Annotated in this window: 26 protein-coding genes; 22 read left to right on the top strand and 4 right to left on the bottom strand. The window is 70.4% G+C overall.

Annotated features, from left to right (window positions below; all coding sequences use genetic code 11):
- Positions 1 to 143 precede the first annotated feature (143 nt).
- Positions 144 to 611, top strand: coding sequence for a type II toxin-antitoxin system PemK/MazF family toxin (locus OG357_RS04270; RefSeq protein ID WP_329619840.1), 468 nt, complete (start codon positions 144 to 146; stop codon positions 609 to 611).
- Positions 612 to 669: 58 nt separating this feature from the next.
- Here OG357_RS04270 and OG357_RS04265 read toward each other — a convergent pair whose 3' ends face one another.
- Positions 670 to 1,125, bottom strand: a complete 456-nt coding sequence (locus OG357_RS04265) for a hypothetical protein (protein WP_329619839.1) — start codon at positions 1,123 to 1,125, stop codon at positions 670 to 672.
- Between the two features lie 283 nt (positions 1,126 to 1,408).
- On the opposite strand from OG357_RS04265, the gene OG357_RS04260 reads away from it, so the two are divergent.
- The gene (locus tag OG357_RS04260; RefSeq protein WP_329619838.1) at positions 1,409 to 1,864 is read left to right on the top strand and encodes an NADAR family protein; all 456 of its coding nucleotides are present in this window, start codon (positions 1,409 to 1,411) and stop codon (positions 1,862 to 1,864) included.
- A gap of 265 nt (positions 1,865 to 2,129) precedes the next feature.
- Here OG357_RS04260 and OG357_RS04255 read toward each other — a convergent pair whose 3' ends face one another.
- Positions 2,130 to 2,852, bottom strand: coding sequence for a HEAT repeat domain-containing protein (locus tag OG357_RS04255; RefSeq protein WP_329619837.1), 723 nt, complete (start codon positions 2,850 to 2,852; stop codon positions 2,130 to 2,132).
- A 232-nt stretch (positions 2,853 to 3,084) separates the two neighbouring features.
- Positions 3,085 to 3,507 (bottom strand): tetratricopeptide repeat protein, encoded by a 423-nt coding sequence (locus tag OG357_RS04250; RefSeq protein ID WP_329619836.1) that lies wholly within the window; start codon positions 3,505 to 3,507, stop codon positions 3,085 to 3,087.
- Between the two features lie 20 nt (positions 3,508 to 3,527).
- On the opposite strand from OG357_RS04250, the gene OG357_RS38770 reads away from it, so the two are divergent.
- Positions 3,528 to 3,608: a hypothetical protein gene (locus OG357_RS38770; RefSeq protein ID WP_443066794.1), complete on the top strand. Its 81-nt coding sequence runs from the start codon at positions 3,528 to 3,530 to the stop codon at positions 3,606 to 3,608.
- A 30-nt stretch (positions 3,609 to 3,638) separates the two neighbouring features.
- On the top strand, positions 3,639 to 4,076 hold the full coding sequence (locus tag OG357_RS04245) for an NUDIX hydrolase (protein WP_329619835.1): 438 nt from the start codon (positions 3,639 to 3,641) through the stop codon (positions 4,074 to 4,076).
- Between the two features lie 69 nt (positions 4,077 to 4,145).
- Here OG357_RS04245 and OG357_RS04240 read toward each other — a convergent pair whose 3' ends face one another.
- Entirely contained in the window at positions 4,146 to 5,354 is a 1,209-nt protein-coding gene (locus OG357_RS04240) for a hypothetical protein (RefSeq protein WP_329619834.1), read from the bottom strand.
- Positions 5,355 to 6,091: 737 nt separating this feature from the next.
- Between OG357_RS04240 and OG357_RS04235 the strand changes: the two genes are divergently transcribed.
- From OG357_RS04235 to OG357_RS04150, 18 genes are all read left to right on the top strand, one after another.
- Positions 6,092 to 7,228, top strand: a complete 1,137-nt coding sequence (locus OG357_RS04235) for a tyrosine-type recombinase/integrase (protein ID WP_329619833.1) — start codon at positions 6,092 to 6,094, stop codon at positions 7,226 to 7,228.
- Between the two features lie 462 nt (positions 7,229 to 7,690).
- On the top strand, positions 7,691 to 8,353 hold the full coding sequence (locus OG357_RS04230) for a hydrolase (protein WP_329619832.1): 663 nt from the start codon (positions 7,691 to 7,693) through the stop codon (positions 8,351 to 8,353).
- Between the two features lie 5 nt (positions 8,354 to 8,358).
- Positions 8,359 to 8,865 (top strand): DoxX family membrane protein, encoded by a 507-nt coding sequence (locus OG357_RS04225; protein ID WP_329619831.1) that lies wholly within the window; start codon positions 8,359 to 8,361, stop codon positions 8,863 to 8,865.
- Between the two features lie 92 nt (positions 8,866 to 8,957).
- Entirely contained in the window at positions 8,958 to 9,536 is a 579-nt protein-coding gene (locus OG357_RS04220) for a Dps family protein (RefSeq protein WP_329619830.1), read from the top strand.
- Positions 9,536 to 10,963, top strand: a complete 1,428-nt coding sequence (locus tag OG357_RS04215; protein ID WP_329619829.1) for a dihydrolipoyl dehydrogenase family protein — start codon at positions 9,536 to 9,538, stop codon at positions 10,961 to 10,963. Before OG357_RS04220 ends, OG357_RS04215 begins: the two co-directional genes overlap by 1 nt.
- Positions 10,964 to 11,066: 103 nt before the next feature.
- A complete protein-coding gene (locus tag OG357_RS04210) occupies positions 11,067 to 11,924 on the top strand; it encodes an alpha/beta fold hydrolase (protein ID WP_329619828.1) in 858 nt (285 codons plus the stop codon).
- 47 nt (positions 11,925 to 11,971) lie between these two features.
- Positions 11,972 to 12,925 carry an alpha/beta hydrolase gene (locus tag OG357_RS04205; protein WP_329619827.1) on the top strand — a complete coding sequence of 318 codons (954 nt, stop codon included), beginning with the start codon at positions 11,972 to 11,974 and terminating at the stop codon, positions 12,923 to 12,925.
- The gene (locus OG357_RS04200) at positions 12,922 to 14,808 is read left to right on the top strand and encodes an amidohydrolase (protein WP_329619826.1); all 1,887 of its coding nucleotides are present in this window, start codon (positions 12,922 to 12,924) and stop codon (positions 14,806 to 14,808) included. The genes OG357_RS04205 and OG357_RS04200 overlap by 4 nt, the downstream gene beginning before the upstream one ends.
- Before the next feature lie 16 nt (positions 14,809 to 14,824).
- On the top strand, positions 14,825 to 15,562 hold the full coding sequence (locus OG357_RS04195; RefSeq protein WP_329619825.1) for a GPR1/FUN34/YaaH family transporter: 738 nt from the start codon (positions 14,825 to 14,827) through the stop codon (positions 15,560 to 15,562).
- A gap of 45 nt (positions 15,563 to 15,607) precedes the next feature.
- A complete protein-coding gene (locus tag OG357_RS04190; RefSeq protein WP_266782491.1) occupies positions 15,608 to 15,922 on the top strand; it encodes a GNAT family N-acetyltransferase in 315 nt (104 codons plus the stop codon).
- A gap of 83 nt (positions 15,923 to 16,005) precedes the next feature.
- Complete coding sequence (locus OG357_RS04185; RefSeq protein WP_329619824.1) at positions 16,006 to 16,731, top strand: alpha/beta fold hydrolase; 726 nt, start codon at positions 16,006 to 16,008, stop codon at positions 16,729 to 16,731.
- Positions 16,732 to 16,834: 103 nt separating this feature from the next.
- On the top strand, positions 16,835 to 18,166 hold the full coding sequence (locus tag OG357_RS04180) for an ABC transporter substrate-binding protein (RefSeq protein ID WP_329619823.1): 1,332 nt from the start codon (positions 16,835 to 16,837) through the stop codon (positions 18,164 to 18,166).
- A complete protein-coding gene (locus tag OG357_RS04175; protein ID WP_329619822.1) occupies positions 18,166 to 19,131 on the top strand; it encodes a carbohydrate ABC transporter permease in 966 nt (321 codons plus the stop codon). The genes OG357_RS04180 and OG357_RS04175 overlap by 1 nt, the downstream gene beginning before the upstream one ends.
- Positions 19,128 to 20,015 carry a carbohydrate ABC transporter permease gene (locus OG357_RS04170; RefSeq protein WP_329619821.1) on the top strand — a complete coding sequence of 296 codons (888 nt, stop codon included), beginning with the start codon at positions 19,128 to 19,130 and terminating at the stop codon, positions 20,013 to 20,015. The genes OG357_RS04175 and OG357_RS04170 overlap by 4 nt, the downstream gene beginning before the upstream one ends.
- A gap of 26 nt (positions 20,016 to 20,041) precedes the next feature.
- On the top strand, positions 20,042 to 22,789 hold the full coding sequence (locus OG357_RS04165; RefSeq protein ID WP_443066621.1) for a helix-turn-helix transcriptional regulator: 2,748 nt from the start codon (positions 20,042 to 20,044) through the stop codon (positions 22,787 to 22,789).
- 133 nt (positions 22,790 to 22,922) lie between these two features.
- Entirely contained in the window at positions 22,923 to 23,759 is an 837-nt protein-coding gene (locus OG357_RS04160) for an alpha/beta fold hydrolase (protein ID WP_329619819.1), read from the top strand.
- A gap of 103 nt (positions 23,760 to 23,862) precedes the next feature.
- Positions 23,863 to 24,948: an LLM class flavin-dependent oxidoreductase gene (locus tag OG357_RS04155; protein WP_329619818.1), complete on the top strand. Its 1,086-nt coding sequence runs from the start codon at positions 23,863 to 23,865 to the stop codon at positions 24,946 to 24,948.
- Complete coding sequence (locus OG357_RS04150) at positions 24,945 to 25,559, top strand: FMN reductase (protein ID WP_329619817.1); 615 nt, start codon at positions 24,945 to 24,947, stop codon at positions 25,557 to 25,559. Before OG357_RS04155 ends, OG357_RS04150 begins: the two co-directional genes overlap by 4 nt.
- Positions 25,560 to 25,562 lie beyond the last annotated feature (3 nt).

Genomic DNA, 25,562 nt, shown 5'->3' with positions numbered 1-25,562 from the left:
AGTCTTCACACACCGATGATCAACGGTGGCCGCGCCCGTCTTCACCGCCCCTCGGTCACGACGTGCGAAGACGGGGCCGCATCCCTTCCGTGTCCCGCACGGGGCATGCAGCGTTCGCCCGCCGTCTCGTGCCAGGAGGACACATGCAACGCGGTGAAGTCTGGTGGGTCGACTTCGATGAGCGACGCCCGGTCGTGCTGCTCTCGGACGAGGAGTCATCCGGGTTTCAGGCGATGCAGGTCGTTGCGCCAGCGGGCGTCGACATCAGCGGCCTGGGCGTTGAAGTGGCCGTAGGAGCCCCGGAAGGACTGCCCTTCGAAGGCGTGCTGCGGTTCGCGTTCCCGCGTCCAGGCTTTACTCCGTGCACATGGCTGACCACCGTGGCCCGGGACGACCTGATCGAGCGGGCGGGCGTGTTGTCCTCCGTGAAGCTCAGCGAGGTTGGAGAAGCCCTCCGTGCCGCTGGACAGAGGAGGGAGTGGACCCCGATGACGGCTGCCAGGATCAGCGAGATCAAAGATGCCCGCCGTCTCGAAGGCCCGCACTTCAACACCCCGGCCCCGTTGGGCGGGGCCAGGCCGAATCCATGGAGCAATTCCAGCAGCATGTGATCCTTCACGCCGACGACCCGCCACCACGAGGCAACGCGAACGACAGCCCGCGGCCGCCTCAAGGGCCTTCGGAGGCAGGGGAATCAGAGGAATCAGTGCCCCTTGCGACTTCATGGCCCTCCAGATCCGGCAGCCCCGCATGCCGCCGGGTGTGCACGATGTAGGAGATGTGCTTCTCCGGGTTCTCGGTGCCCGGTTTCTGGAGATATCTGATGCGGTTCAGCCAGTGTCGGCCCCAGTCTCTGTCCCCCGGCGGGCGGTTGAACGAGAGCCTGTTCGCACCCAGGAAGTCGACTTCCCGCGCGATTTCCCGGTCGTAGATCTCGACCATGGATGCCCAGTTGTTGGCTGTGTCGAGAAAGAGTCGGTTCCCCTGCGCGTCGCGCCCTAGGTCGAACCCCATCGATCGGGTGTCGGGCGACCGAAGCTCGTTGAGGAGCATCCTCAGCGGCAACGCGTAAAGGAGTACGACCGCGGGTCCGACGCCCACGAGAGCCCAGAGCCACCAGCTCACCACCCACCACCCCTCGTCACGGACTGCCGCTCCACGTCGGGATCGAGACGGGCACCGACGTCCGATGTCAGCCGTTGCGCCGGGTGAACGGGCCGACCCTCGCCGTCGCCCCCGATCTACCGCCCCATGACCCGGTGAAGGCGTACCGGACCGGCCTTGAAACCAAGTGCAGAGTATGGGTCAGGCGGTTAGCCTGCCCAGTACTCGGTGCGGCTTGCGCAGCGCTTCGGCGGGGATGGAAGTCGAGCCACCCCATTCGTACGGAAGAGAGGTGAGCGACCCTGTGACGATCTACTTCTACGGAGCCGATGAGATCCCGCACGGTTGCTTCTCCAACTTCTCCCCGCATGCCTTCCTCGCCGACGGGCTCCGGTGGCCGACCTCAGAACACTACTTCCAAGCACAGAAGTTCGCCGGGACTGCCCACGCAGACCGGATTCGCCGCGCGCCATCAGTCATGCAGGCAGCCGAACTCGGGCGCACCCGCTCGTATCCTCTGCGTCGTGACTGGGACGGGGTCAAAGATGATGTCATGCGGCGAGCGGTCTACGAGAAGTTCATGCAGAACCAGGAAATCCGGCTGATCCTGCTGGCAACCGGCCAGCAGCGACTCGTGGAAGACACCACCACCGACCACTACTGGGGTCGAGGTTCCACGGGTACGGGCAAGAACATGCTGGGTCGCATCCTGACGCGAACGCGAACGCGGACGCGTCTGGCCGGCGATGGCAAGGTCTGACAGTGGCTCCCGTGGACCCCGGCGGATGCGAAGCGGAAGTCCGGGGTCCGGCCCGTGCCGGTGCGTCTTCGTCGGCTCCTCGCCATTCGGGCGGGTCGGGCCGAACCGGGCTGGGGCATGGCGGAGATCATGCGCCGCGACCGGGACGACTGCCGGCGCCCCGGAGAAGCGCAGATACACCTTGCCCGCGCCTTCCCTGACACCTTCTTCGACGAGGCGGCGGACCCCACGCGTGAATCGGCAATCATGGAGACGCTGGAGTACATCAAGGATCCGCGAGCTCTGCCGTTCCTGGAGCGCCAACTGCGGACCCGTAGCCCCGGGAAGACCGTCCCTGACGATGCATCAGCTCATTGCACTCACCGCGCAGCCTTCTGAACACACCAAACGTCGAAGCCCTACTGGAGTACGAGCCGATCCGGCGACGGGACTGCACAACGAGGACGACGGCCTCCTCCGGGACTTCGTCGTTCACCGCGATCCGGACCTCCGTGACCGTGCCGGGCCGGTCTGCGATCAGCTCCTGGCAGATCGCGTCGTTCTCCAGGATGGCCATGAGTTCGCCACCCCGGACGGTCTGGCCGGGCTCCACCAGGATCTCGGTCACGCACCACGGCACGCCCATCACGGCCTGCGCGGTGAACACCACCGGGCCCAGCTCGCGCCAGGCCGGCGGTTCCGGCGGCCCACCGATGCGCTGCTCGACCTGGTCGAGGGCTGTTCCGGCGCACCGGGCGAACGAGGAGTCGTCTGCCAGGTGCTCGCGCAGCAACGGCCCGACCGCGCGGGAGTCGCCCAGCCGCGCCAGCGCGTTCACCGCTTCGGACCGCGCCTCGGGGTCCGCCAGGCGCGCGGCGACGGCCTCCGTGTGATCGGCCGTCCCGTTCTCGACCAGACCCCGCAGCGCTCGACGGCGGTACTCCGCGAAGCCGACGCGCAAGTTCTTCTTGTCCTCCGCCGTACGCTGAGGTCTCTGGTTCTGGGCCACGTTTGGGTCCCCCTCTGTTCCTGCGAGATGCACGCTCCCCTGCGTGCGTCGCCCAGTTCTCGGGCTTGAATGGGCTCCCGCTTGCGGCGGGGCAGGTGTTGTCAGGGCGGTGACTTTAGCCGCGTACTGCCACGTAGATGACTGTTCAATGAAATTGAGGGATCAGGGGCGACGTGCGACCGGCTGAGGTTCGGAGCTGTGCTCGATTTCCGCACGACTGCTGCATGCCGGATCACTGCGAGCTGCGGATCGCCCTCTCTCGGAGCTCTTGAGCTTCCGCGACTCCGCTGTACCGGCGAAGGCGGACCCGCATGTCCTGAAGGGCGGCCTGGACCTTCACCGAGCGGATGCCATCGGCGCAGTCGAGGAAGTCGCGCCAGGTGGCCAGGGCTCCGTCGACGTCGCCTTGCCGGAGGCGTACGGCTCCGAGGTCGGCGAGGACGATGGCGCGGGTGCGGCGGCGGTCGAGGCCGTGGATGTCGAGGGCGAGGTGGAGGTGTTCCTCGGCGGCGTCGAGGTCGCCGAGGCGGGAGAGGATCATGCCGGATTCGTGGGCCCAGCGGCCGGGGGAGTAGTGGGCGGCCCAGGAGTCGCCGGCTGCGGAGGCCGGCTTGGCGATGGCGGTCTCGGACATGGCGAGGTGCTTGGTGGCCATGCGAGGACGTCGCTGCCCTGGTGGCGTTCCTCGTGGGCCCCTCCGCCTCGTTCATCACGGGGCAGTCCGTCCACGTCGACGGCGGCTGTCTGCTCCACTGAGACCTTCAACAAGCAAGGAGACGAACCGAAATGATCGAACGAGTCCGCGCCGTCCTCGTCACCGCCGACGACACGATGCTGGTCATCCGCCGCACCAGGCCCGGCATCCCCGAGTACTGGGTCCTGCCCGGCGGCGGCGTCGAGCCCAGCGACGAGTCCCGGGAGGCCGCCCTCCACCGGGAGATCCACGAGGAGATCGCGGGAAAGGCTGACATCATCCGACTCCTCCACACGTTGGAGACCGACGACGAGCGCCAGCTCTTCTACCTCGCCCGCATCGCGACCTGGTCCTTCGACGACCGCACCGGCCCCGAGTTCAGTGCCGAAGGCCGCGGCGAGTACGCGCTGGAGGAGGTCCCACTGACCCTGGAGGGGCTCGACGGCATCGACCTCAAGCCCGAGGAGATCGCGCACGTGCTGAGGGGAGCCGTCGGCGCCGGAAGCCTCGGAGTCGAGGCGTCGCTCTGAGCAAGCGTGTACGTCGTCCTGCCGCCGGGACCGGCTCTGGGATGAGCCGGTCCCGGCAGCCTTCCGATGTCAGCGGGGGGAGCCCGGACGCGGCTCCTCGTCCTGCCCCGGCAGCAGTCGCAGGGCGAGGACCGATCCGTCGGCGTGGACGGAGACGGGGCCGCCCCAGTCCTTGTCGAAGGTGAGGCGGGGGCGGACGTGGCGGCTCGCGTGGACGAGGGCGCGGTATTCCTCGATGTCGCCCCTGGCGAGGAGTCGGAAGACCTCCGCGTCCACGCCGGAGAAGGCTTCGACGCGGGGGCCGTTCAGGCGGAAGACGTGGTCGGTGCCGACGTACTCGTTGCCGAAGAGGGTGTGGGCGGCGTCCTGGATGCTCATGCTGGCCGCGTGTTCGAGGCCGGTGAAGCGTTTGCGGCCCTGCCGGTCGGTCAGGTGGCGGGCGGTGGCGTGGCCGGATCCAGTGAACGCCATGAGGCCCGCTGCCGTGGTGTGGGCCAGTGACTCCTGGAACCAGGCGTAGTCCTTCGCCTGCACGTGGCAGCCCCGTACGGGTTCCGGTGCCACCAGGCCCTCGGTCGGCGGGTGGATGTCAGGCATCACGTTCGACTGGAACGGTGGGGCGTTCAGGTTCGCCTCCCGGTCCTCCGCCGGGGACAGCCGGCCACCGCTGCCGAGTGCCTGGAGGGCGTGGACGGTCATCGTGCCGCCGTCCGTCGGGAGCTGCGTGCTGAACAGCAGGCCGGGGGTCTCGTTCCACACTCCGATGTGGACTGCCTCGGCGTGGGCCGAGGCGGAGGCCAGCTGCTCGGCGGAGGTGGCGGCGTCGCTGTGGCTGCCCAGCATGTGCTCGGTGAGCGTGAGCGCGAAGCCGATGCCGAGCTCGCCGGACTGCAGCGACTTGTAGTGGTCCGCGATGCGGTGGCCCTCGTCGGTGAGGCCGAGGAAGGAGTTGCGACCGCCCGCCAGTGCCTGTGTGTACTTGAGCGCTCCCCAGTGTTCCGCCAGTCCCCGGCCCGCACCACGCCACGACAGGGCGGTGGCCCGGGCGAGGGTGTGGAGGACGTCCCAGAGGGTCACCTCGAACTGCCGGGGCAGCTCCGTCTGCGGGATCGGGGCGAGGTCGGGCTTCCGGCGGAGCGGCTCGTCATCGTTCTCCTTCCGCTTCTTGTCGTCCGCCGCGATGGCAGCTTTCACCTTGCCGACGAGTGCGTCGTCGGAGTGGATGGAGATGTTCGACGGCTGGGTCAGTTCCTGGAGCACTTCCTCGGTCGGCTTCAACAGCTCTCCTCACGGCGTGCGCGGGTGGTTCACCATCGGCCGGACCGTACGGAAGGGAGGAGCGGCGCACGCAAGTGCGCAGGGGCGCGTGACCTGGGCTTCGGTCCGGGCGGGCCGGCGTCGACGCCTTGGCCCCGCCTCGCTCGCGAGTTCCACGCTGCCGAGGGGCCTCGGGCGGGAGGCAAGCAGCGAGCTGGCTTGCGGAGCAGTCAAGCGTCGACCGGCCGATGGCCAAAGGGGCCGTGTTCCATGAATCCAGAGTGATGTCGGTGCCCGACAGGTGGGTGGTGCGTGGACGCACGTCCCTCGTGTGTATAGAGGGGGCTCCCGCATGGTTGATGGCTCATCAGGTAGGTCAGCATGAGTCGCCGGGCGCTCCCGGAGGATCGCCTGTACAGGCGTCGGTGACGGGGCGAAAGCCCAGGTAGGGAGCCGTCTCGTCTGACCGGAGCGATGTTCCTCACAAACATCGGTCGGAGGTGTCGGTGTAGAGTCGAGACCGCCCTTGACCTGCAGAAAGCAGGCAGGGAGCCGTCTTCGAGGAGTCCAAAGTGCTGCGCACTCTGTTTAAGTCTAAGATCTGACTATTTGGCGTCGCCACAGGTCAGGGGCATTATGTGCCCCCCTCAGGTCAGCAAACGGTCAGCATGCGTCCCAGACGTGTACCCGCTTGCTGACCTGCGACCTACAGTGCGGCGCCTGAGCAAGTTCTTGGGCTGGAACGGATGGTGCGTGACATGGCCCGACAGCTCGCCCGTGGCATGGGGTCCTTCTTCAAGGACTGCGGCTGTGCCAAGCCCACCCGCTGCCCTCACCCGTACTCGATCCGTTTCCGGGACGCGCTCGGCAGGCAGCGCGAGGAGTCCGGTTTCGGTACGCAGGACGAGGCGATCGAACGCCTCACGCAGGTGTACGCGGAGAAGAAGACGACAGCGCCGTCGGTGGCGGCGACCCGCCGGGAACTGGGGCAGCAGACGGTCGAGGAATACGCGAAGCAGTGGCGGCCTCGGCAGCGCAAGATGACGGATTACTCCACGGGGGAGCACGTCGACAGCTCGATCAGCGTGCACATCGTCCCCCGCCTCGGATCACGAAAGCTGGACTCGGTCACACCGATCGTGGTCGAACGCTTCCTGGACGAGATGGAGAGCGACGGGGTCGGCCGAGGAAACCAGGTGAACGTATTCCGCGCCCTCAAGACCATCCTGCGAGACACCTATGCCAAGGGGGCCATGGCGGACGACCCGGTGAAGGGTGTCCAGGAACCGGAGTACGTGCGGGCAACGGTCGCCATCCCGTCCCTCGCCTATGTGAAAAAGGCGCTGAAGGTTGCCGACGAGGACCTTGCGCTGGAAATCGTCATGATGGCGGGATGTGGCCTGCGGAATGGTGAGGCGCGGGCGGTGAACGTCCACAACGTCGTAGCCCAGGACGTGTACCGGGTGCGCGAGCAGATCCACTCCAACACGCTCAAGCCGGCGAAGCTGAAGCACCGCAAGACGGGGGAGTTCCGGGAGGTTCCTCTGCCACGATCGGTCCGGGAGGCGATCGAGCACTACGCGGCCAAGCACGGCACCACGAAGGAGGGCTACCTCCTGCGCGGCCCGGGCGGCTATTTCACCGAAGGCATGGAGCGACGCCGGGTGAAGAGGCTCTTCGAAGACCTCCCGCCGGAAGAAGGTGTCGGGATGTACGGCTTCCGGCACTACTTCGCCTCGAACGCCCTCGGCAGCGGCTTCCCGATCACCGACGTGGCGGAATGGATGGGCCACAAGTCCATCGAGGAGACGTACCGGACCTACCGGCACCTGATGCCGGGCAGCATCACCAAGGCCGCACGGATCCTGGACGCCGGCCTTTGGGAAGCAGCCTGAAGGGCGGTTAGAGCGACACATGACCTGTTGAGGTGGCGAGGAGATCTTCTTGAAGCCGTCGCCCGCAACGAGCTGACCTGCGCAGATTGCTGTACGAGTCGGGCTGGCCTGCGACTTTGCTCGTTTCCGGGGCTTTCACCGTGACGCCGTCCTACGCGGTCGATTCTCCCCAGCCGCGGCCCGTTCCTGACGGTGTTTCCGCTGGTGAGGCGACCCTTCGTTGGGTTGGGCTGTGGTTGCGCACCGTTTCGGAGGAGTCCCAGGGCGAGTGTGCCGGCGTCGCGACCTTGTGCGTTCGCGCCCGTGACACCGCGCGGCTCTGGTCCTTGACCGGTTGTGCGCTGTCGTGCCAACCCCTGGGCGCAGGAGGTCAACCCGGTCGGTCGGGGCGCTCGTAGCTTGAAGAAGTGCCGAGCCGCGGACGCGGCGGGCACGTTACCGATTGCTTCGAGAGGACCCCTCATGTTCGACATCAACAAGGTGCAGGCCGCCCCGAGCAAGGATCTGCTCACGCCCGACAACTCGGTCATGCTCTTCGTGGACCACCAGCCGCAGATGTTCTTCGGCACCGGCAGCGGCGATCGCGCCGCGATCATCAACAGCACCGTGGGTCTTGCCAAGGCGGCTCAGGCATTCGATGTGCCGGCCGTCCTGACCACGGTCGCCGCCGAGTCGTTCTCCGGGCCTCTGCTGCCGCAGCTCGCCGAGGTGTTTCCCAAGAACGAGGTCATCGACCGTACGTCCATGAACGCCTGGGAGGACGAGGCGCTCGTGGCGGCGGTCAAGGCGACCGGGCGCAAGAAGATCATCCTGTCGGGCCTGTGGACCGAGGTCTGCCTGGTGCTGCCCGCGCTCTCCGCCCTTGAGCAGGGGTACGAGGTGTACGTGGTCTCCGACGCCTCCGGCGGCGTCAGCCCGGCCGCCCACGAGCACGCGCTGCAGCGGATGATCGCCGCCGGCGCCGTCCCGGTGACCTGGGTGCAGGTGCTCCTGGAACTGCAGCGCGACTGGGCGCGCCAGGAGTCGTACGGCGCGGTCATGGAGATCGTCAAGGCCCACGCGGGCGCTTACGGCTTGGGCGTCGTGTACGCGCAGGCCGTCATCGGCGCGCACGCCGCCGGCTGACCCCTGTGGACACCGGCATTCTGATCCTGCGTCTGCTGGTGGGACTGCTCGTCGCCGGCCACGGTGTGCAGAAGATCAGCTCACACCTGGGCGGCAAGGGGCTCGAGGGTGGTACCGAGGAGTTCCGCGCCGACGGTTTCCGCGGCGGTGCCCTCACCGCCCTGGCGGCGGGCGGTGGTCAGATCGGATCTGGCCTGCTGCTCGCCGCCGGCCTCCTGACTCCGCTCGCCGCGACCGGCGTCATCGGGGTCATGACGGTCGCGCTCACCGTGAAATGGCGCCACGGGCTCTGGGTGCAGAACGACGGATACGAGTACCCGCTCGTCCTCGTCGGCACCGCCGCCGCCCTCGCCGCCACCGGACCCGGCGCCTGGTCCCTCGACGCGGCCCTCGGCCTCACGCCGTACCCGCTGTGGTGGGCCGCCCTCGCGCTCGTGGCGGGTCTCGGCAGCGGACTCCTCACCCGGCTCGTTCTGCACCGGCCCCCCGCCCCGGCGATCGCCGACCGCTGAGCGCGAGCCGCACAGACCGGGTCCGGCCGCCCGCGTACCCCCGACCGGGCGGCCGGGCCCTTCCCACCCTCTCTCCCGAACAGGAGCACCCGATGGACACCCTCACGACCCTGCACGGCGGTGGCCAGCCGCTGCTGCATCAGAAGGGCGCCGAGACCCAGGCGTTCGGCACGCTCAAGCAGCTGCCGATCGGTCTCGGCCACGACACCCGCATGTACGCGTGCCAGCGGCTGAACCGCGTACTCGCCGACACGCAGATCCTGTACTCCCTCTACAAGAAGCACCACTGGCTCATGCGCGGGGCTACCTTCTACTCGCTCCACCTGATGCTGGACAAGCACGCGGAAGCCCAACTGGCCATCGTTGACGCGCTGGCCGAGCGGATCCAGAGCCTCGGCGGCGTCGCGGTCGGAGACCCGCGCCACGTCGCGGAGCTGACTGCGATACCCCGGCCGCCGGACGGCGTCGAGCCGGTCCCCGTCATGCTGTCGCGGCTCCTCGACGCGCACGAACGGATCCTGATCGACGCCCGGGACGCCGCCGCCCGGCTCTCCGGGGAGGGCGACGAGGGCAGCGCCGACCTGCTCGTCTCCGACGTCATCCGCACCGGCGAGGCACAGGTGTGGTTCCTGGCCGAGCACCTCGTCGACACCCCCCTGGTGCGCAGCTGATGGAGGACACGTACGACGTCGTCGTGGTCGGCGGCGGTCCGGCCGGCGAGGTCGTCGCCGACCGGACCGTCCGGTCGGGACTGACCGCCGTCGTCGTCGAGGCCGAGGCGGTCGGCGGCGAGTGCTCCTACCGTGCCTGCGTGCCGAGCAAGGCCCTGCTGCGACCCGGCGCCGCCCGAGCGGCGGCCCGGTCGGTCGACGGGGCCCGGCAGTCGGTCACGGCGGCACTCGACCCGGCGCGCGTCCTGGCCCGGCGTGACCGTTTCACCGGGCGCGGTGACGACACCGGCCAGGCCGACTGGCTCGACGGTGCGGGCATCGCGCTCGTACGGGGCCACGGACGGCTCGCCGGTGAGCGCCGGGTGGAGGTGACCGGGGCCGACGGCACGGTCCACACCCTTCGGGCCCGGCTCGCGGTCGTGGTCTGCACCGGCACGGAGCCCGCCCTTCCGCCGGTCGAAGGGCTCGACCGGATCGGTGTGTGGACCAACCGGCAGGCCACCACGGCCGACGCGGTGCCCGAGCGGCTCGTCGTCATCGGCGGGGGAGCGGTGGCCTGCGAGATGGCCACCGCGTGGCGCTCGCTCGGCTCCTCCGTCACTCTGCTGGTCCGCGACCAGGCCCTGCTGACCGGCTGGGAGCCGTGTGCCGGCGAAGAGGTCACCCGGGGGCTGAGCGATCTGGGCGTCACGATCCGCTTCGGGGTGTCGGCCGTCCGAGTCGCCCGTGACGCCGACACCCGCACGGTGACCGTGAACACGGACGACGGCACCGCCCTCGTCTGCGACGAGGTCCTCGCCGCGGTCGGCCGTCGCCCGCGCACCGCGGACCTCGGCCTGGACTCCGTCGGACTGCCGGCAGGCGACTGGCTCCCGGTCGACGACACCTGTCGGGTCACCGCGGTCGAGGGCGCATGGCTCTACGCCGTCGGCGACGTGAATCACCGTGCGCCGCTGACCCACATGGCCAAGTACCAGGCCCGCGCCTGCACGGCGGCGATCGCCGAGCGGGCAGCAGGGCGCCCGGCCGTCACCGGCGGCCGACAGCCGTGGAGCGCGGAGGCCGACCACATTGCCGTCCCCCAGGCCGTCTTCACCCGTCCCGAGGTCGCGAGCGTCGGTCTCACGGAACGCGCGGCACGCGAAGCGGGTCTCGCGGTACGCACGGTGGAGTACCGCATCGACGACGTCGCCGGCGCCGCGCTCCACGCGGACGACTACCGCGGCCACGCCAAGCTCGTCGTCGACGAGACCCGGGGAGTCGTCGTCGGCTGCACGCTCACCGGCCCCCTGGCGACCGAACTCATCCACACCGCCACCGTGGCCATCGTGGGCGAGGTCCCCCTGGAGCGCCTGTGGCACGCCGTGCCCGCCTTCCCGACGGTGAGCGAGGTCTGGCTCCGGCTCCTGGAGGCGTACGGCCTCTGAGGCGAGGCCCCGCCCGACCGCCGCACCCGCTCGGCCCCATCGGCGCACCCTCCCGCCCGCCCGAGCGCACCCGAACGCCTCACCACCCGACAAGGAAACCCTCATGCACCCCAAGAGGCGCACCCTCGCCCTCGCCCTGCCGGCCACGCTGGCCGCCCTCATGGGCGCCGCACCCGCCGCACCTGCCACACCTGCCACACCCGCCGCACCCGCGAGTGGCCCGGCCGCCGCCGGCGCCGACCGGCACGGACCCAAGCCCACGATCGTCCTAGTCCACGGGGCGTTCGCCGACGCCTCCAGTTGGAGCGGCACGATCAGGCGGCTGCAGCGCGCCGGCTACCCCGTCCTGGCCCCCGCCAACCCGCTGCGCGGTCTCGCCGCGGACACCGCCTACCTGCGCAGCGTGCTGGCCGCCGTCGAGGGACCCGTCGTCCTGGTCGGCCACTCCTACGGCGGCGCCGTCATCAGTGGCGCCGCGCTGGGCGACATCCGTGTGAAGGCCCTCGTCTACATCGCCGCGTTCACCCCGGACAAGGGCGAGAGCGCGGCCGAGCTCGCCGCCAAGTTCCCCGGCTCCACCCTCGGCGACACCGTGAACCCGCGGTCGTACCCGCTGCCCGGCGGTGGCAGCGGCACCGAACTCGTCATCGAACGGGCCAAGTTCCACCGGCAGTTCGCCGCCGATGTCCCCACCGCCGACGCGGCCGTCATGGCCGCGACCCAGCGCCCGGTCGCCACCGCCGCGCTGGAGGAGACGGCCGGGGAAGCGGCCTGGAAGACGATCCCGTCCTGGGCGCTGATCGCCACCGCCGACAAGAACATCCCGCCGGCCGCCGAACGGTGGATGGCCCGGCGTGCCGGCTCGCACATCACCGAAGTGGACGCGTCGCACGCCGTGGCCGTCTCCCGTCCGGCCGTGGTCACCGACGTGATCCTCGACGCCGTACGGGCGACCCGCTGAGCCCCCGACCTGCGCCCTCCCGTACATCCCCAGAAGGAGAACCCCTGATGAAGAACCGACCGATCCTCGAACCCGCCGCCCAGGCCTTCGCCGACGCCACCGCCCAGCCGCCGTACCTCTACCAGATCCCCGTCGCCGAAGGCCGTAAGGCCGTGGACGGTGTCCAGAGCGGTGAGGGCGTCCCCCTGCCCGAGGTCGACGAGGAGTGGATCACCGTCCACGGCGGCCCGACCGGCGACGTCCGCGCCCGGATCGTCCGCCCCCGCGGCGCCACCGGCCCGCTTCCTGTCATCCTCTACATCCACGGCGCGGGCTGGGTCTTCGGCAACGCCCACACCCATGACCGGCTCGTCCGCGAACTCGCCGTCGGCACCCGGGCGGCCGTGGTGTTCCCCGAGTACGACCTCTCGCCCGAGGCGCGCTACCCCGTCGCGATCGAGCAGAACTACAGCGTCGCCCAGTGGGTCGCCCGCGAGGGGCACCACAAGGACCTCGACGGCACGCGGATCGCCGTCGCGGGCGACTCGGTCGGTGGCAACATGAGCGCCGCCCTCACCCTCATGGCCAAGCAGCGCGGCGACGTCGTGCTCGTCCAGCAGGTCCTCTTCTACCCGGTCACGGACGCGAGCTTCGACACCGACTCGTACCACCAGTTCGGCGAGGGCTACTTCCTGCGCCGCGACGCCATGAAGTGGTTCTGGGACCAGTACACGACCGCCGAGGCCGAGCGCGCCCAGATCACCGCCTCGCCGCTGCGCGCCACCACCGAGCAGCTCACCGGCCTGCCGCCGGCCCTGGTCATCACCGCCGAGGCGGACGTCCTGCGCGACGAGGGCGAGGCGTACGCGGCGAAGCTCCGCGCAGCCGGCGTCCCCGTCACCGCCCTGCGCGTCCAGGGCGTCATCCACGACTTCGTGATGCTGAACGCACTGCGCGAGACGCAGGCCGCGGAGCTCGCCATCGGTCTCGCCACTGACACCCTGCGCAAGGCCCTCGCATGACCGGGCCGTCGACGAGCATGCCGGTGGCGGGCCTCGTCCCCGCCCCGCGTCGGGAGCGCGAGCACGCCGACCTCCTCGTCCGTAACGCCAAGGTCTTCACCGGTGACCCCGACCGGCCCGAGGCCCGTGTCGTCGCGATCCGCGACGGCAGGGTCGCGGCCCTCGGCGACGACCACGACCTCGCCCACCTCGTCGGGCCGGGAACGAAGGTCGTCGACGCCCTCGGCCGCCGGGTGATCCCCGGCCTCAACGACTCGCACCTGCATGTCATCCGGGGCGGCCTGAACTACGTCCTGGAGCTGCGCTGGGACGGCGTACGAAGCCTCCGACACGCCCTCGCGATGCTGCGCGAGCAGGCCGGCCGCACCCCGAAGGGGCAGTGGATCCGGGTGGTGGGCGGCTGGACCGCCGAGCAGTTCGCCGAGCGCAGGATGCCGACCGTTGCGGAGCTGAACGCCGCCGCCCCCGACACCCCGGTCTTCGTCCTGCACCTGTACCAGTCGGCGCTGATGAACCGGGCCGCGGTGCAGGCAGCCGGATTCACCCGCGACACCCCGGATCCCCGCGGCGGGCAGATCGTCCGGGGCCGGGACGGCGAACCCAACGGCGTGCTCCTCGCGGCGCCGAGCGCCCTCATCCTGTACTCGACCCTGGCCAAGGCGCCGGCTCTCGACGAGGCCGACAAGCGGACGTCGACGCGCCACTTCCTGCGCGAGCTGAACCGCTTCGGACTGACGTCCGCGGTCGACGCCGCCGGCGGGTTCCAGAACTTCCCCGACAACTACGCCACGGTCGTCGACCTCGCCCGGTCGGGGGAGCTGACCCTCCGGATCGCCTACCACCTCTTTCCGCAGACGGCCGGCCAGGAGCTCGCCGACCTGAAGCGCTGGACCGAGATGGTCAAGCCTGGGGACGGGGACGAGTGGCTCCGGCTCAACGGCGCGGGAGAGAACCTGACTTGGGCCGCCGCCGACTTCGAGAACTTCTCCGAACCCCGGCCCGAACTCGCCGCCGGCTACGAGACCGAATTCGAGAGCGCCGTCCGGCTGCTGCTCGAGAACGGCTGGGGCTTTAGGCTCCACGCGACCTACGACGAGACGATCCGCCGCGACCTGGCCGTCTTCGAGAAGCTCGCGGCCGAAGGGCTCTTCCCCGGCGGCAACCGCTGGCTCTTCGACCACGCGGAGACGGTCTCGGCCAACAGCCTCGACCGGATCGCGGCCCTCGGCGGCGCGCTGTCCGTGCAGAACCGGATGTCCTTCCAGGGCGCCGCCTTCCTCGACCGCTACGGCGCCGAGGCCGCCGCCCACACCCCGCCGGTCCGGGCCATGCTCGACCGGGGCCTGACCGTCGCCGCCGGAACCGACGCCACCCGCGTCTCCTCGTACAACCCCTGGGTCGCGCTCCACTGGCTGGTCACCGGGCGCACCGTCGGCGGCACGGCCCTCTACCCGGCCGGGAACCTGATCGACCGGGAGACCGCCCTCGGCCTCTACACCCGGGGCGGAGCGCAGCTCACCGGCGAGCAGGACGTCAAGGGAACCCTTCGAGAGGGCTGCTACGGCGACCTCACGATCCTCTCCGACGACTTCCTCACTGTGCCCGAGGACGTCATTCCCGACATCGAGTCCGTCCTCACCGTCGTCGGCGGCCGCATCGTCTACGCCTCCGCCGAGTACGAAGGTCTCGACGAGGCCGTCCCGCCGGTCACCCCGGAGTGGAGCCCCGTGGCCCACTTCGGCGGCTACCAGAGCGGCGCCCGCCAGGCATCGGCCGTGGCCGAGGCCGTCGCCGAGTCCGAGCAGCACCGCCGCTGGCGCGTCGCCCGGGGCTCCGTCCCCGACACGACGCCGTCCTTCGTCGACCCCTGCTTCGAGCACTGAAAGAGAGATCCACCCGATGTCCGCAGCCTCCCCCGCCGCCGACAGCGGCGACACCCCGGCGACCTCGCCGGACGCGCCCCCGGGACGCCGTTTCGAACCGGACCTCCGGTCGATGACACGGATCAACCTGCGCCCCATCGCCTCACCCATGCCGCTCGGCTTCTTCACGATAGCCATCGCGTCCGTGATGACGGGCTGCCTCCAGCTCGGGCTCTTCGACGAGGCGGCCCGCGCCGCCGTCGCCTACACCGTGCTGCCGGCCTTCGTGCTCCAACTCCTGGTGAGTTTCCTGGCCTTCGGCGCCCGTGACGTGATCGCGGCGACGCTGATGGCGGTCTTCGCCGGCAGCTGGCTGCCCTACTCGCTCATCATGCTCAGCGGCGCGGCCGACGGCCTTCAGGTCCTCGGCGTGTTCAACCTGGCGCTCCTCTGCTTCGGGGCCCTGATGACCGCCGTGACCCGGCCCAAGCGCGCGCTGTGGCTCGTCCTCGCGGTCTCCCTGCCTCGCTGGGCGGCCACCGGTCTCGGGGGCATCACCGGTGCCGAATGGCTGACGCGCACGTCCGGCGCGCTCGGCCTCGTGGTGGCGCTGGTCGCGATGTACACGGCGTTCGCCCTGATGCTCGAGGACATGCGCAGCGAGCAGGTCCTGCCCATCGGCCGCAGCGGCCCCGCCCACCTCGCCGTGGAAGGCGACCTGGCCGTCCAGCTCCGCAACTTGGAACGCCAGGCGGGCGTGCGCCGCACGCTCTGACCGCGCCCACCCACCCCGTCACACCACGACCGCACAGGAGCACCCATGGAACCGCAGGTGACGGACCGGCCTCAGAAGTCCCGGTACGAGATCCTCGCCGGCGACGACGGCACCGAGACCGCGGGCTTCGCCGAGTACCACCTCTCGGAGGGCGAGATCGCCTTCATCCACACCGAGATCGACAGCCGGTTCGCCGGCCAGGGCTTGGGCGGTCTCCTCGCCCGGGGAGCGCTCGACGACGCCCGGGCCCGTGGGCTGCGCGTCCTGCCGTACTGCCCCTTCATCCGGGGCTGGATCGGCAAGCACCCCGAGTACACCGACCTGGTGCCCGAGGCGAGGCGCGCCCGCTTCGGCCTGTGAAGCACCGCGCATCCATCTCCCGCATCCCCAGCCCCATCCCTGTCCCCAGCCCCATTCCCCGTCACGCACCGAGGAGTTCCCCCATGTCCCGACACGCCCGCCCCACCGTCGTCCTGGTCCACGGCGCCTTCGCCGACGCCTCCAGCTTCGCCCGCGTCATCCCCGAACTGACTGCCGCCGGCATGGAAGTGGTGGCCCCGGCGGTGCCCAACCGCAGCCTCGTCGACGACGCCGCGTACATCGCCTCGGTGGTCCGCGCCGTCGAAGGCCCCGTGATCCTGGTCGGACACTCCTACGGCGGCGCCGTCATCACCCTCGCCGGCACGGAGGACAACGTCCGCGCACTGGTGTACCTCGCGGGATACGCGCTGGAGGAGGGCGAGAGCCTGGGCGAGCTGCAGGGCCGCTTCCCCGACTCCGGTCTCGCCGACGCGCTCGTCTACACCCCGTTCCCGGTGGCCGGCTCCACCGAGACCGGCACCGACGTCTCGGTGGAGATCGAGAAGTTCCCCGCCCTCTTCGCGGCGGACGTCGACCCCGACCTCGCCGCGGTGCTCGCCGTCTCCCAGCGCCCCCTGGCCGCACGTGCCTTCTCGGAGGCGGCGCCTGTCGCGGCGTGGAAGACCAAGCCCTCGTGGGGCCTGGTCGCCTCCTCCGACCGCACGATCAACCCCGATGTGGAGCGCTTCGGGTACGAGCGCGCCGGCATGACCACCGTCGAGGTCGACTCCTCCCATCTGGTCATGCTCGCCCAGCCCAAGGCCGTGGCGGAGCTGATCCAGGACGCGGCCCGGGCCACCGCCCACTGACCCGATCGTTCGGGATCGAACGATTAGTCGATAATATTCGAGCGCTGGTAGCTTCTGATCGCCCCCGAGGACCCTTCGGCGGGCGATCGGAGAAGATGCACCCATGAGGTTCGGCGCGAGGCTCGCGCTCGCCGTCATCGCCCTCGCCGCCCTTGCCACCGCCTGCGGTGTTCCGCAGGACAGTGGTTCGCCGTCGCACACCGCCGTGGACTGTGGGCCGTACGCCAGGTACGGCAAGCACCCCGGCACCAAGGTCACCGTCTACGCGGAGAACCGGGACCGGGAGGCCGACCTGTTCGAAGAGACCTGGGCGGACTTCGCGGACTGCACGGGAATCGACGTCCAGTACGAGGGGGACGGGGAGTTCGAGGCCCAGATCCAGCTCCGGGTCGACGGCGGGAGTGCGCCTGACGTGGCGTTCTTCCCTCAGCCCGGGCTCCTGGAACGCTTTGCGCGGGCGGGGAAGCTCAAGCCCGCGAGCGCCGGGGTCGTGGCCCTCGCCAAGCAGGGCTGGTCGGCGGACTGGAACAGCTATGCGACCGTGAACGGCACCCTCTACGGCACGCCGCTGGTCGCGAACGTGAAGTCGTTCGTCTGGTACTCGCCGAAGTTCTTCCGCGACAGGGGACTGAGCGTTCCCCGCACGTGGTCCGAGCTGATGGCCGTGACGGAGAAGGTCGCGGCGTCGGGCGTCAAGCCGTGGTGCGCGGGCATCGAGTCCGCCGAGGCGACCGGCTGGCCTGTGACGGACTGGATCGAGGACGTCCTGCTGCGTCAGCAGGGCACGGACGTCTACGACCAGTGGGTCGCCCACAAGATCCCGTTCAACGACCCGCGGGTGATCAAGGCCATGGACACCGTGGGGTCCATCCTCAAGAACGACCGGTACGCCAACGGCGGTTTCGGTCCGGCCCGTTCGATGGCGTCGATCTCCTTCCAGGAGGCCGGCACACCGATTCTCTCCGGCGACTGTGCGATGCACCGCCAGGCCTCGTTCTATGCCGACATGTGGCCGAAGGGCACCGAGATCGGACCGGACAAGGACGTCTACGCCTTCCTCCTGCCGGGGGCCGACCCGGCCGGCCGCCCCGTACTGGGCGGTGGGGTGTTCACCGCGGTGTTCGCCGACCGTCCCGAAGTCCGGGCCTATCAGGAGTATCTGGCCTCCGCGGACTTCGCGAACGCCCGTATGAAGAAGGGCCCGTTCGTCTCGGCGAACAAGGGCGTGGATCCGGCGAATGCCGCCACCCCGGTCGACAGGCTCTCGATCCAGCTGCTCCAGGATCCCAGGACACAGTTCAGGTTCGACGGTTCGGACCTGATGCCCGCTTCGGTCGGCGCCGGGACGTTCTGGAAGGGATCCGTCGACTGGACCGGCGGCGCGAGCACCCGGCAGGTCGCCGACTCCATCGAACGGTCCTGGCCGAGCCACTGATGTCGTTCGACGTCGTCGCCCAGCAGCCCAAGCTGCTGTACCTGCTCCAGGGCGTCGCCGCCTTCGCGGCGGTGGTCTCCCTGATCCTGCTGGCGCTGCACCGGGGGCCGGTTCGGAGAAGGGCCGCGGCCCTTCTCCTGCTGGCCCCCGCGCTGCTGCTGCTCACGGTGGGTCTCCTCCTGCCCGGTCTGCGCACCCTGGCGCTGTCGTTCACGGCGAACGGGGGAGACGCGTGGGCCGGCTTCGACAACTACGTGTGGATGGTCACCGACCCCCGGGCGATGGTGGCGCTGCGCAACACCCTGGCGTGGGTGGTGCTCGTGCCGTTGCTGGCAGCCTCGGTCGGTCTGCTCTACGCGGCGGCCGTCGTACGGTCGCGGTTCAGAGCGTTCGCGCTGTCCCTCGTCCTGATGCCGATGGCGATCTCCTTCGTCGGCGCGGGTGTCGTCTGGAAGTTCGTCTACGCCTACCGTCCCGCGGAGGCCGGGCAGATCGGGCTGCTGAACCAGCTCGTCGTCGCGTTCGGCGGCGAACCGAGGCAATGGCTCGTGGACTCTCCCTGGAACGTCCTGTTCCTCATCGTGGTGATGGTGTGGACACAGGCGGGCTTCGCGGCCGTCCTGCTGGCCGGCGCGATCAGGGCCGTTCCCGGAGAGCTGACCGAAGCGGCCCGACTCGACGGCGCGTCCCCCCGGCAGATCTTCTGGCGGATCACCATGCCGTCGATCAGACCCACTCTGCTCGTCGTGGTCCTCGCCCAGGCGATCGGCACCTTCAAGGCCTTCGACATCGTCAAGACCATGACCGGAGGACAGTTCGACACGGGCGTCATCGCCCACGAGATGTACGACCAGGCCTTCCGCTACGGCGAGACAGGTCGCGGCGCCGCTCTCGCCGTGCTCCTCTTCGTCCTCGTCACGCCCTTCGTCGCCCACCAGGTCCGGGCCCAGCGGAGGGCGGGGTGAACTGCGTCCGGGAGCGTCTGGCCTCCCGCGCCTTCACGTCGATCGCCATGGTGATCGCGGTCCTCTGGACGACACCGACCCTCGGTCTGCTGCTCTCCTCGTTCCGTCCCGAGGAGGAGATCAAGACGACGGGCTGGTGGACCGTGTTCGGTACGCCGCATCTCACGCTCGACAACTACGGCGAGGTGCTCTCCGGCGGCGGGAACGGGTCGGGGCGGCTCGCGGAGTACTTCGTCAACTCCGTCGTCATCACCCTTCCCTCGGTGCTGTTCCCGCTCGTGCTGGCGTTCTTCGCGGCGTACGCCCTGGCGTGGATCGACTTCAGGGGGCGGGACGCGCTCGTCGTCGGCATCTTCGCGCTCCAGGTCGTGCCGCTCCAGATGGCGCTCGTCCCCCTCCTGAAGCTGTTCTCCCAGGGCTGGCTGTTCCTGCCCGCGTGGAACCTCACCGGTCCCGCGCGTTTCGGCCAGATCTGGTTCGCCCACACGGTCTTCGCGCTGCCGTTCGCGGTGTTCCTCCTGCACAACTTCCTGGCGGGGCTGCCCCGGGACCTGATCGAGGCCGCCCGCGTCGACGGCGCGTCGCACGGGACGCTGCTGCTCCGGATCGTGCTGCCCCTGGCCCGCCCGGCCCTGGTCTCCTTCGCCATCATCCAGTTCATCTGGGTGTGGAACGACCTCCTCGTGGCACTGACGCTGTCGGGCGGGACGGCCGAGACCGCGCCGATGACGCTCAGACTGGCGAGCCTGGCCGGGACGTACGGCAACGAGTGGCAGCGGCTCACCGCAGGAGCCTTCGTGGCGGCGTTCGTCCCGCTGCTCGTGTTCTTCTCCCTCCGGCGGCACTTCGCACGGGGACTGCTCGCCGGATCGGTCAAGGGATGAGCCCCGACCGGCCCGAGGGGGAAGGCATGGCGGTGCCAGGGAGCGCGGCGCTGAGCCGGCCCGGGCTGCGGGGCCGCGAAGCCGAGCTGGAGCGGCTGCGCGCCCTGGTCGAGGCGGTGCGCGACGGCGAGGGAGGAGCGATCGCGCTGCTCTTGGGCGAGCCCGGGATCGGGAAGACCGTACTGCTGCAGGAGACCGTCTCGATCGCGCGGGCTCACGGGTTCGTCGTCAGCCATGGACGCGCCGAGGAACTGCACGAGCTCGCACCGCTCGCCTCACTGGCCTCTGGCCTCCTGCACGGTGACCCGCCGCTGCTGTCCAGCACGGACTTCGCAGACCTCGCGGGCCATCACGGCCAGCGCATCTGGCTCGTCGAACGACTGGCCCAGCTGATCGAGGAACGCTCGGCGAACACGCCCGTACTGATCGCGGTCGACGACGTCCAATGGGCCGACCCGCTGAGCCGGTTCGCCCTGAGTGTCATGCCGGCACGGCTGCTCAGCTCCCCGGTCCTCTGGCTGCTCACGGGCAGAAACGACCCGGAACTGTACGGGCAGGGGCCGCGGACGACGACCCTCCCCCTCCGGCCGCTGTCCGATGCGGCCCTGGCCGAGCTGGCACGGGACGTCCTCGGCGTGGACGTACCGGAGCAGGTCGCGGAGCTCCTCGACGGGGCGGGAGGCAACCCCTTCCTCGCTGCCGAGATGCTCTCGGGCATCGCGGCGTCGGGCGCGGAGGGGCCGGAGGGGCCGGAGCCGCCGGAGCGGCTGGTCCGCGGTGTACGCGACCGGCTGGCCGACCTGCGGCCGGACACCCTCCACTTCCTGCGGATCGGCTCGGTCCTCGGCCGCGCGTTCTCGCTCGCGGACGCCGCCGCCCTGTGCGGCCGGCCCGCCTCCGGACTCAGCGCCGAAGTGGACGAGGCGATCGCCGCCGCCCTCCTCCACGACGACGGCGAACGCCTCCTGTTCCGCCACGACCTGCTCCGCCAGGCGGTGTACGCCGATCTCGCCCCCTCCGTACGCCGGGCGCTCCACCGTGAGGCCGCGAGCCGGCTCGTCGCGGCGGGCCGGAGCTCCACCGACGCGGTCCCGCACCTGCTGAAGAGCGCCGAACCCGGCGACCAGGAGGCGATCGGGCTGCTCGGCACGGCCGCCACGGACGTGATCGCCGTGATGCCCGACCTCGCCGCCGACCTGGCCGTACGCGCCCTGGAACTCGTACCGCCCCATGCGCCCATGGTGTTCGACGTGGGAGAACGGGCCATCGTCGCGTTGACCCGCGCGGGCCGGTACACCCAGGCACGGGATGCCGGCGACACGCTGCTCGCCCGGCAGCCGCCCCTGGACGTCTTCGCCCGTCTGCAGTCCGTACTCGGCGACACGCTGTGGCACGTCGACGACGTCCACGAGCTGACCCGCCGCTCGACGGCAGCACTGGCAGCCGTCACCGACCCGACGATCTGCGCCCGGCTCACCGCCCGGCAGGCCCTCGCCCGGTCCCGCGGGCGCGACCTCGGGGCCGCTCGCGAGACCGGCGAACGGGCGCTCGCCGAGGCGGAGCGGTCCGGTGACCGGGAGGCCCGTGTCCTCGCGCTGTGGGGCCTCGGCGAGATCGCCCTCAACGCGGGCGACTGCGCCGCCGCCGTCGAACACCACACGGCGCTGAGCGTGTTCGACACGGCCTTCCTGCCCGAGGAGGCCGTCGCCCGGATCCACATGGACGACTTCGACACCGTACGGCGACTGCTCCGGACGGCGGGCGACGCTCCCCTGCGCCCCGCCATGCTGATCTGGGCCCAGGGAACCCTGAACATGGGGCTCGGCCGGCTCGACGACGCGGACGCCGACCTCGTCACCGCCGAGCGGCTCGAAGCGGACCTCCACGTGCCCGGCAACCTGGTCAACATCCGCGTCAACCGCGGCCTCCTCGCGATGCTGCGCGGCGACCGCGAAGCCGCGCGGGAACACCTGGACGTCGTGCGGGCGACCGTGGCCGAGCGGCCGAACACGGGCAACCACGCCACGCACCAGTACTTCGAGGCCGTCGTCGCCGACGCCGACGGCGACCACGCGGCAGCGGCCGAACTGGTCCGATCCGTGCAGCGGGACCACCCCTTCCTCCGATGGCGGCTGCTGCGCCCCCATATCGTCCAGGCCGTGCGGATCGCCCTGCGCGGCGGGGACCGGAACCTGGCCGAGGACCTCGCGGCCCAGGCTGTCGAACACGCCACCCGCAACCCGGGCGTGCCGACCGCCCAGGGGGCGGCCGCCCACGCATCCGCCTTGGCGAACGCCGACCCCGGACTCCTGGAGCGGTCGGTCCGCATCCTCCTCACCGGCCCCCGGCCGCTGCCCCTCGCCGCCGCGTCCGCCGACCTCGGGCGCGCGCTCCTCACAGCAGGCGACCCCGCCGCGACACCAGCTCTGACCAGGGCCCACGACATCTACGCCCAGGCGGGGGCCGATGCCGAGGCCGACCGGGTCCGGGCCGATCTGGAACGGGCCACCAGCCGCTCCGGCCGGCGCACCGGAAGCCTCCGGCCGCGCCCCGGCCAGGGCTGGGACGCGCTCACGGCCTCGGAACGCAAGGTCGCCCGGCTGATCGCCGCGGGCCACACCAACCGGTCGGCCGCGGAGGCCCTCGTCGTCTCCCCGCACACGGTCAACACCCATCTGGCGTCGATCTTCCGCAAGCTCTCGGTGCGCTCAAGGGTCCACCTGGCCCGGATCGTGCTCGCGGAGGGCGCCGCCGGTACGGTCACCGGCAGCTGAGTGACTCTGCGCCCGCGTGCAAGGTGTGGTGCGCGGCGCGTCAACAGGAGGCGCGGGACCGGTCCTAACGTGACGGGCATACCGCGCCGCTTCGACGCGCGGACCAGCCGACCCGAATCGAGGAAGCATCCCCATGCCGTACATCACCGTGGGCCAGGAGAACACCAACCCCATCGAGCTGTACTTCGAGGATCAGGGTGCCGGGCAGCCCGTCGTCCTCATCCACGGCTTCCCGCTCGACGGCCACTCCTGGGAGCGCCAGAGCGCCGCGCTGCTCGACGCCGGCTACCGCGTGATCACGTACGACCGACGCGGATTCGGGCAGTCCTCGCAGCCGACCATCGGCTACGACTACGACACCTTCGCTGCCGACCTGAACACCGTGATGGAGACCCTCGACCTGAAGGACGCCGTCCTCGTCGGATTCTCCATGGGCACCGGCGAGGTCGCCCGCTACGTGTCCACGTACGGCTCCGGCCGCGTCGCCAAGGTCGCCTTCCTGGCCTCGCTCGAGCCCTGCCTGCTCAAGAGCGACGACAACCCGGACGGCGTCGCCCCGAAGGAGTTCTTCGACGGCGTCGTCGCCGCCGTCAAGGCCGACCGCTACGCCTACTACACGGCCTTCTTCAACGACTTCTACAACCTCGACGAGAACCTGGGCACCCGCATCAGCGAGGAGGCCGTCCGCAACAGCTGGAACACCGCGGCCCGCGGCGGCTCCTTCGCCGCGTCCGCCGCGCCGGCGACCTGGTACACCGACTTCCGCGCCGACATCCCCGCCGTCGACGTGCCGGCCCTGATCCTGCACGGCACCGCCGACCGCATCCTGCCGGCCGAAGGCACGGCGCGCCCCTTCCACAAGGCGCTCCCGTCGGCCGACTACGTCGAGATCGAGGGCGCCCCGCACGGCCTGCTGTGGACCCACGCGGAGGAGGTCAACACCGCCCTCCTCGCCTTCCTGGCGAAGTGACGCCGCACCGTTGACCCGCTGGGTGACGCCGGAGCCCCCGGCGTCACCCCGGCCCCGGTTCCCCGGCGCGGGAACCGGACGAGCTCAGGAGAGCAGACACCCCATGCAGTTCGGCATATTCACCGTCGGGGACGTGACCCCCGACCCCACCAACGGCCGTACTCCGTCGGAACACGAGCGCATCAAGGCGATGGTCGCCATCGCTCTCAAGGCCGAGGAAGTCGGCCTGGACGTCTTCGCGACGGGCGAGCACCACAACCCGCCGTTCGTCCCGTCGTCGCCGACGACCATGCTCGGCTACATCGCCGCCCGCACCGAGAAGCTGATCCTGTCCACGTCCACGACGCTGATCACCACCAACGACCCGGTGAAGATCGCCGAGGACTACGCGATGCTCCAGCACCTGGCCGACGGCCGGGTCGACCTCATGCTGGGGCGCGGCAACACCGGTCCGGTCTACCCGTGGTTCGGACAGGACATCCGCCAGGGCATCAACCTCGCCAAGGAGAACTACACGCTGCTGCGCCGGCTGTGGCGCGAGGACGTCGTGGACTGGGAGGGCACGTTCCGTACGCCGCTCCAGGCCTTCACCTCGACACCCCGGCCCCTGGACGGCGTCCCGCCCTTCGTCTGGCACGGATCCATCAGGTCCCCCGAGATCGCGGAGCAGGCCGCCTACTACGGCGACGGCTTCTTCCACAACAACATCTTCTGGCCGGCCGACCACACCCGGCGCATGGTCCAGCTCTACCGGCGCCGGTTCGCGCACCACGGCCACGGCCGGCCGGAGGACGCCGTCGTCGGCTTGGGCGGACAGGTCTTCATGCGGAAGAACTCCCAGGACGCCGTACGGGAGTTCCGTCCCTACTTCGACAACGCTCCCGTGTACGGCCACGGTCCGTCGCTGGAGGACTTCACCGAGCAGACCCCGCTGACGGTGGGCTCTCCCCAGCAGGTCATCGAGCGGACCCTGTCGTTCCGGGAGAGCGTCGGCGACTACCAGCGCCAGCTGTTCCTGATGGACCATGCGGGCCTGCCCCTGAAGACCGTCCTTGAACAGCTGGACATCCTCGGCGAAGAGGTCGTGCCCGTGCTGCGGAGGGAATTCGCCAAGGGGCGTCCGGCCGACGTGCCGGAGGCCCCCACGCACGCGTCGCTCCGAGCCGTCCGGGAGGTGTCCGCCGCATGAAGCTGATCGTCGTCTCCGCGGGGCTGAGCACCCCCTCCTCCACCCGCCTGCTCGCGGACCGGCTGGCCGAGTCGGCCCGCGACGAACTCGCCGCCCGGGGGCAGGCGCCGTCGACCGAGGTCGTGGAGCTGCGGGAACTGGCCGGCGACATCGCCAACCACCTCGTGACCGGCTTTCCGCCGCCGCGACTGAGCGCCGCGATCGACGCGGTGACGGCGGCTGACGGCCTGATCGTGGTGACTCCCGTGTTCGCGGCTTCCTACAGCGGTCTCTTCAAGTCCTTCTTCGACGTGATCGATCCGGACGCCCTCTCCGGGAAGCCGGTCCTGATCGCGGCGACGGGCGGTACCGCCCGCCACTCCCTGGTCCTTGAGCACGCCGTGCGCCCGCTCTTCGCCTATCTCCGCGCCGTCGTCGTCCCCACCGCCGTGTTCGCGGCCTCCGAGGACTGGGGCTCGGGGGGAGACGAGTACACCGACGGCCTGCCCGGCCGCGTCCGCCGGGCGGGCGTCGAGCTCGTCGCGCTCCTGGCGGCGCGCCCGGCCAGTGAGGAGCCCGAGGACGACGTCACCGTCCTCGAACGGCAACTCGCCGACCTGCGCTTCGACTGAGAC

The organism is Streptomyces sp. NBC_01255 (assembly GCF_036226445.1).
In the GTDB taxonomy this organism is placed as follows: domain Bacteria; phylum Actinomycetota; class Actinomycetes; order Streptomycetales; family Streptomycetaceae; genus Streptomyces.
This window is presented reverse-complemented; position numbering and strand designations above follow the sequence as displayed.

What these genes read in the sequence shown, in the direction of transcription:
- OG357_RS04270 (WP_329619840.1), top strand. Translation starts at nt 144, where the DNA reads ATGCAACGCGGTGAAGTCTGGTGGGTCGACTTCGATGAGCGACGCCCG.
- OG357_RS04250 (WP_329619836.1), bottom strand. Translation starts at nt 3,507, where the DNA reads ATGGCCACCAAGCACCTCGCCATGTCCGAGACCGCCATCGCCAAGCCG.
- OG357_RS04245 (WP_329619835.1), top strand. Translation starts at nt 3,639, where the DNA reads ATGATCGAACGAGTCCGCGCCGTCCTCGTCACCGCCGACGACACGATG.
- OG357_RS04235 (WP_329619833.1), top strand. Translation starts at nt 6,092, where the DNA reads ATGGCCCGACAGCTCGCCCGTGGCATGGGGTCCTTCTTCAAGGACTGC.
- OG357_RS04230 (WP_329619832.1), top strand. Translation starts at nt 7,691, where the DNA reads ATGTTCGACATCAACAAGGTGCAGGCCGCCCCGAGCAAGGATCTGCTC.
- OG357_RS04220 (WP_329619830.1), top strand. Translation starts at nt 8,958, where the DNA reads ATGGACACCCTCACGACCCTGCACGGCGGTGGCCAGCCGCTGCTGCAT.
- OG357_RS04215 (WP_329619829.1), top strand. Translation starts at nt 9,536, where the DNA reads ATGGAGGACACGTACGACGTCGTCGTGGTCGGCGGCGGTCCGGCCGGC.
- OG357_RS04210 (WP_329619828.1), top strand. Translation starts at nt 11,067, where the DNA reads ATGCACCCCAAGAGGCGCACCCTCGCCCTCGCCCTGCCGGCCACGCTG.
- OG357_RS04205 (WP_329619827.1), top strand. Translation starts at nt 11,972, where the DNA reads ATGAAGAACCGACCGATCCTCGAACCCGCCGCCCAGGCCTTCGCCGAC.
- OG357_RS04200 (WP_329619826.1), top strand. Translation starts at nt 12,922, where the DNA reads ATGACCGGGCCGTCGACGAGCATGCCGGTGGCGGGCCTCGTCCCCGCC.
- OG357_RS04195 (WP_329619825.1), top strand. Translation starts at nt 14,825, where the DNA reads ATGTCCGCAGCCTCCCCCGCCGCCGACAGCGGCGACACCCCGGCGACC.
- OG357_RS04190 (WP_266782491.1), top strand. Translation starts at nt 15,608, where the DNA reads ATGGAACCGCAGGTGACGGACCGGCCTCAGAAGTCCCGGTACGAGATC.
- OG357_RS04185 (WP_329619824.1), top strand. Translation starts at nt 16,006, where the DNA reads ATGTCCCGACACGCCCGCCCCACCGTCGTCCTGGTCCACGGCGCCTTC.
- OG357_RS04180 (WP_329619823.1), top strand. Translation starts at nt 16,835, where the DNA reads ATGAGGTTCGGCGCGAGGCTCGCGCTCGCCGTCATCGCCCTCGCCGCC.
- OG357_RS04175 (WP_329619822.1), top strand. Translation starts at nt 18,166, where the DNA reads ATGTCGTTCGACGTCGTCGCCCAGCAGCCCAAGCTGCTGTACCTGCTC.
- OG357_RS04165 (WP_443066621.1), top strand. Translation starts at nt 20,042, where the DNA reads ATGGCGGTGCCAGGGAGCGCGGCGCTGAGCCGGCCCGGGCTGCGGGGC.
- OG357_RS04160 (WP_329619819.1), top strand. Translation starts at nt 22,923, where the DNA reads ATGCCGTACATCACCGTGGGCCAGGAGAACACCAACCCCATCGAGCTG.
- OG357_RS04155 (WP_329619818.1), top strand. Translation starts at nt 23,863, where the DNA reads ATGCAGTTCGGCATATTCACCGTCGGGGACGTGACCCCCGACCCCACC.
- OG357_RS04150 (WP_329619817.1), top strand. Translation starts at nt 24,945, where the DNA reads ATGAAGCTGATCGTCGTCTCCGCGGGGCTGAGCACCCCCTCCTCCACC.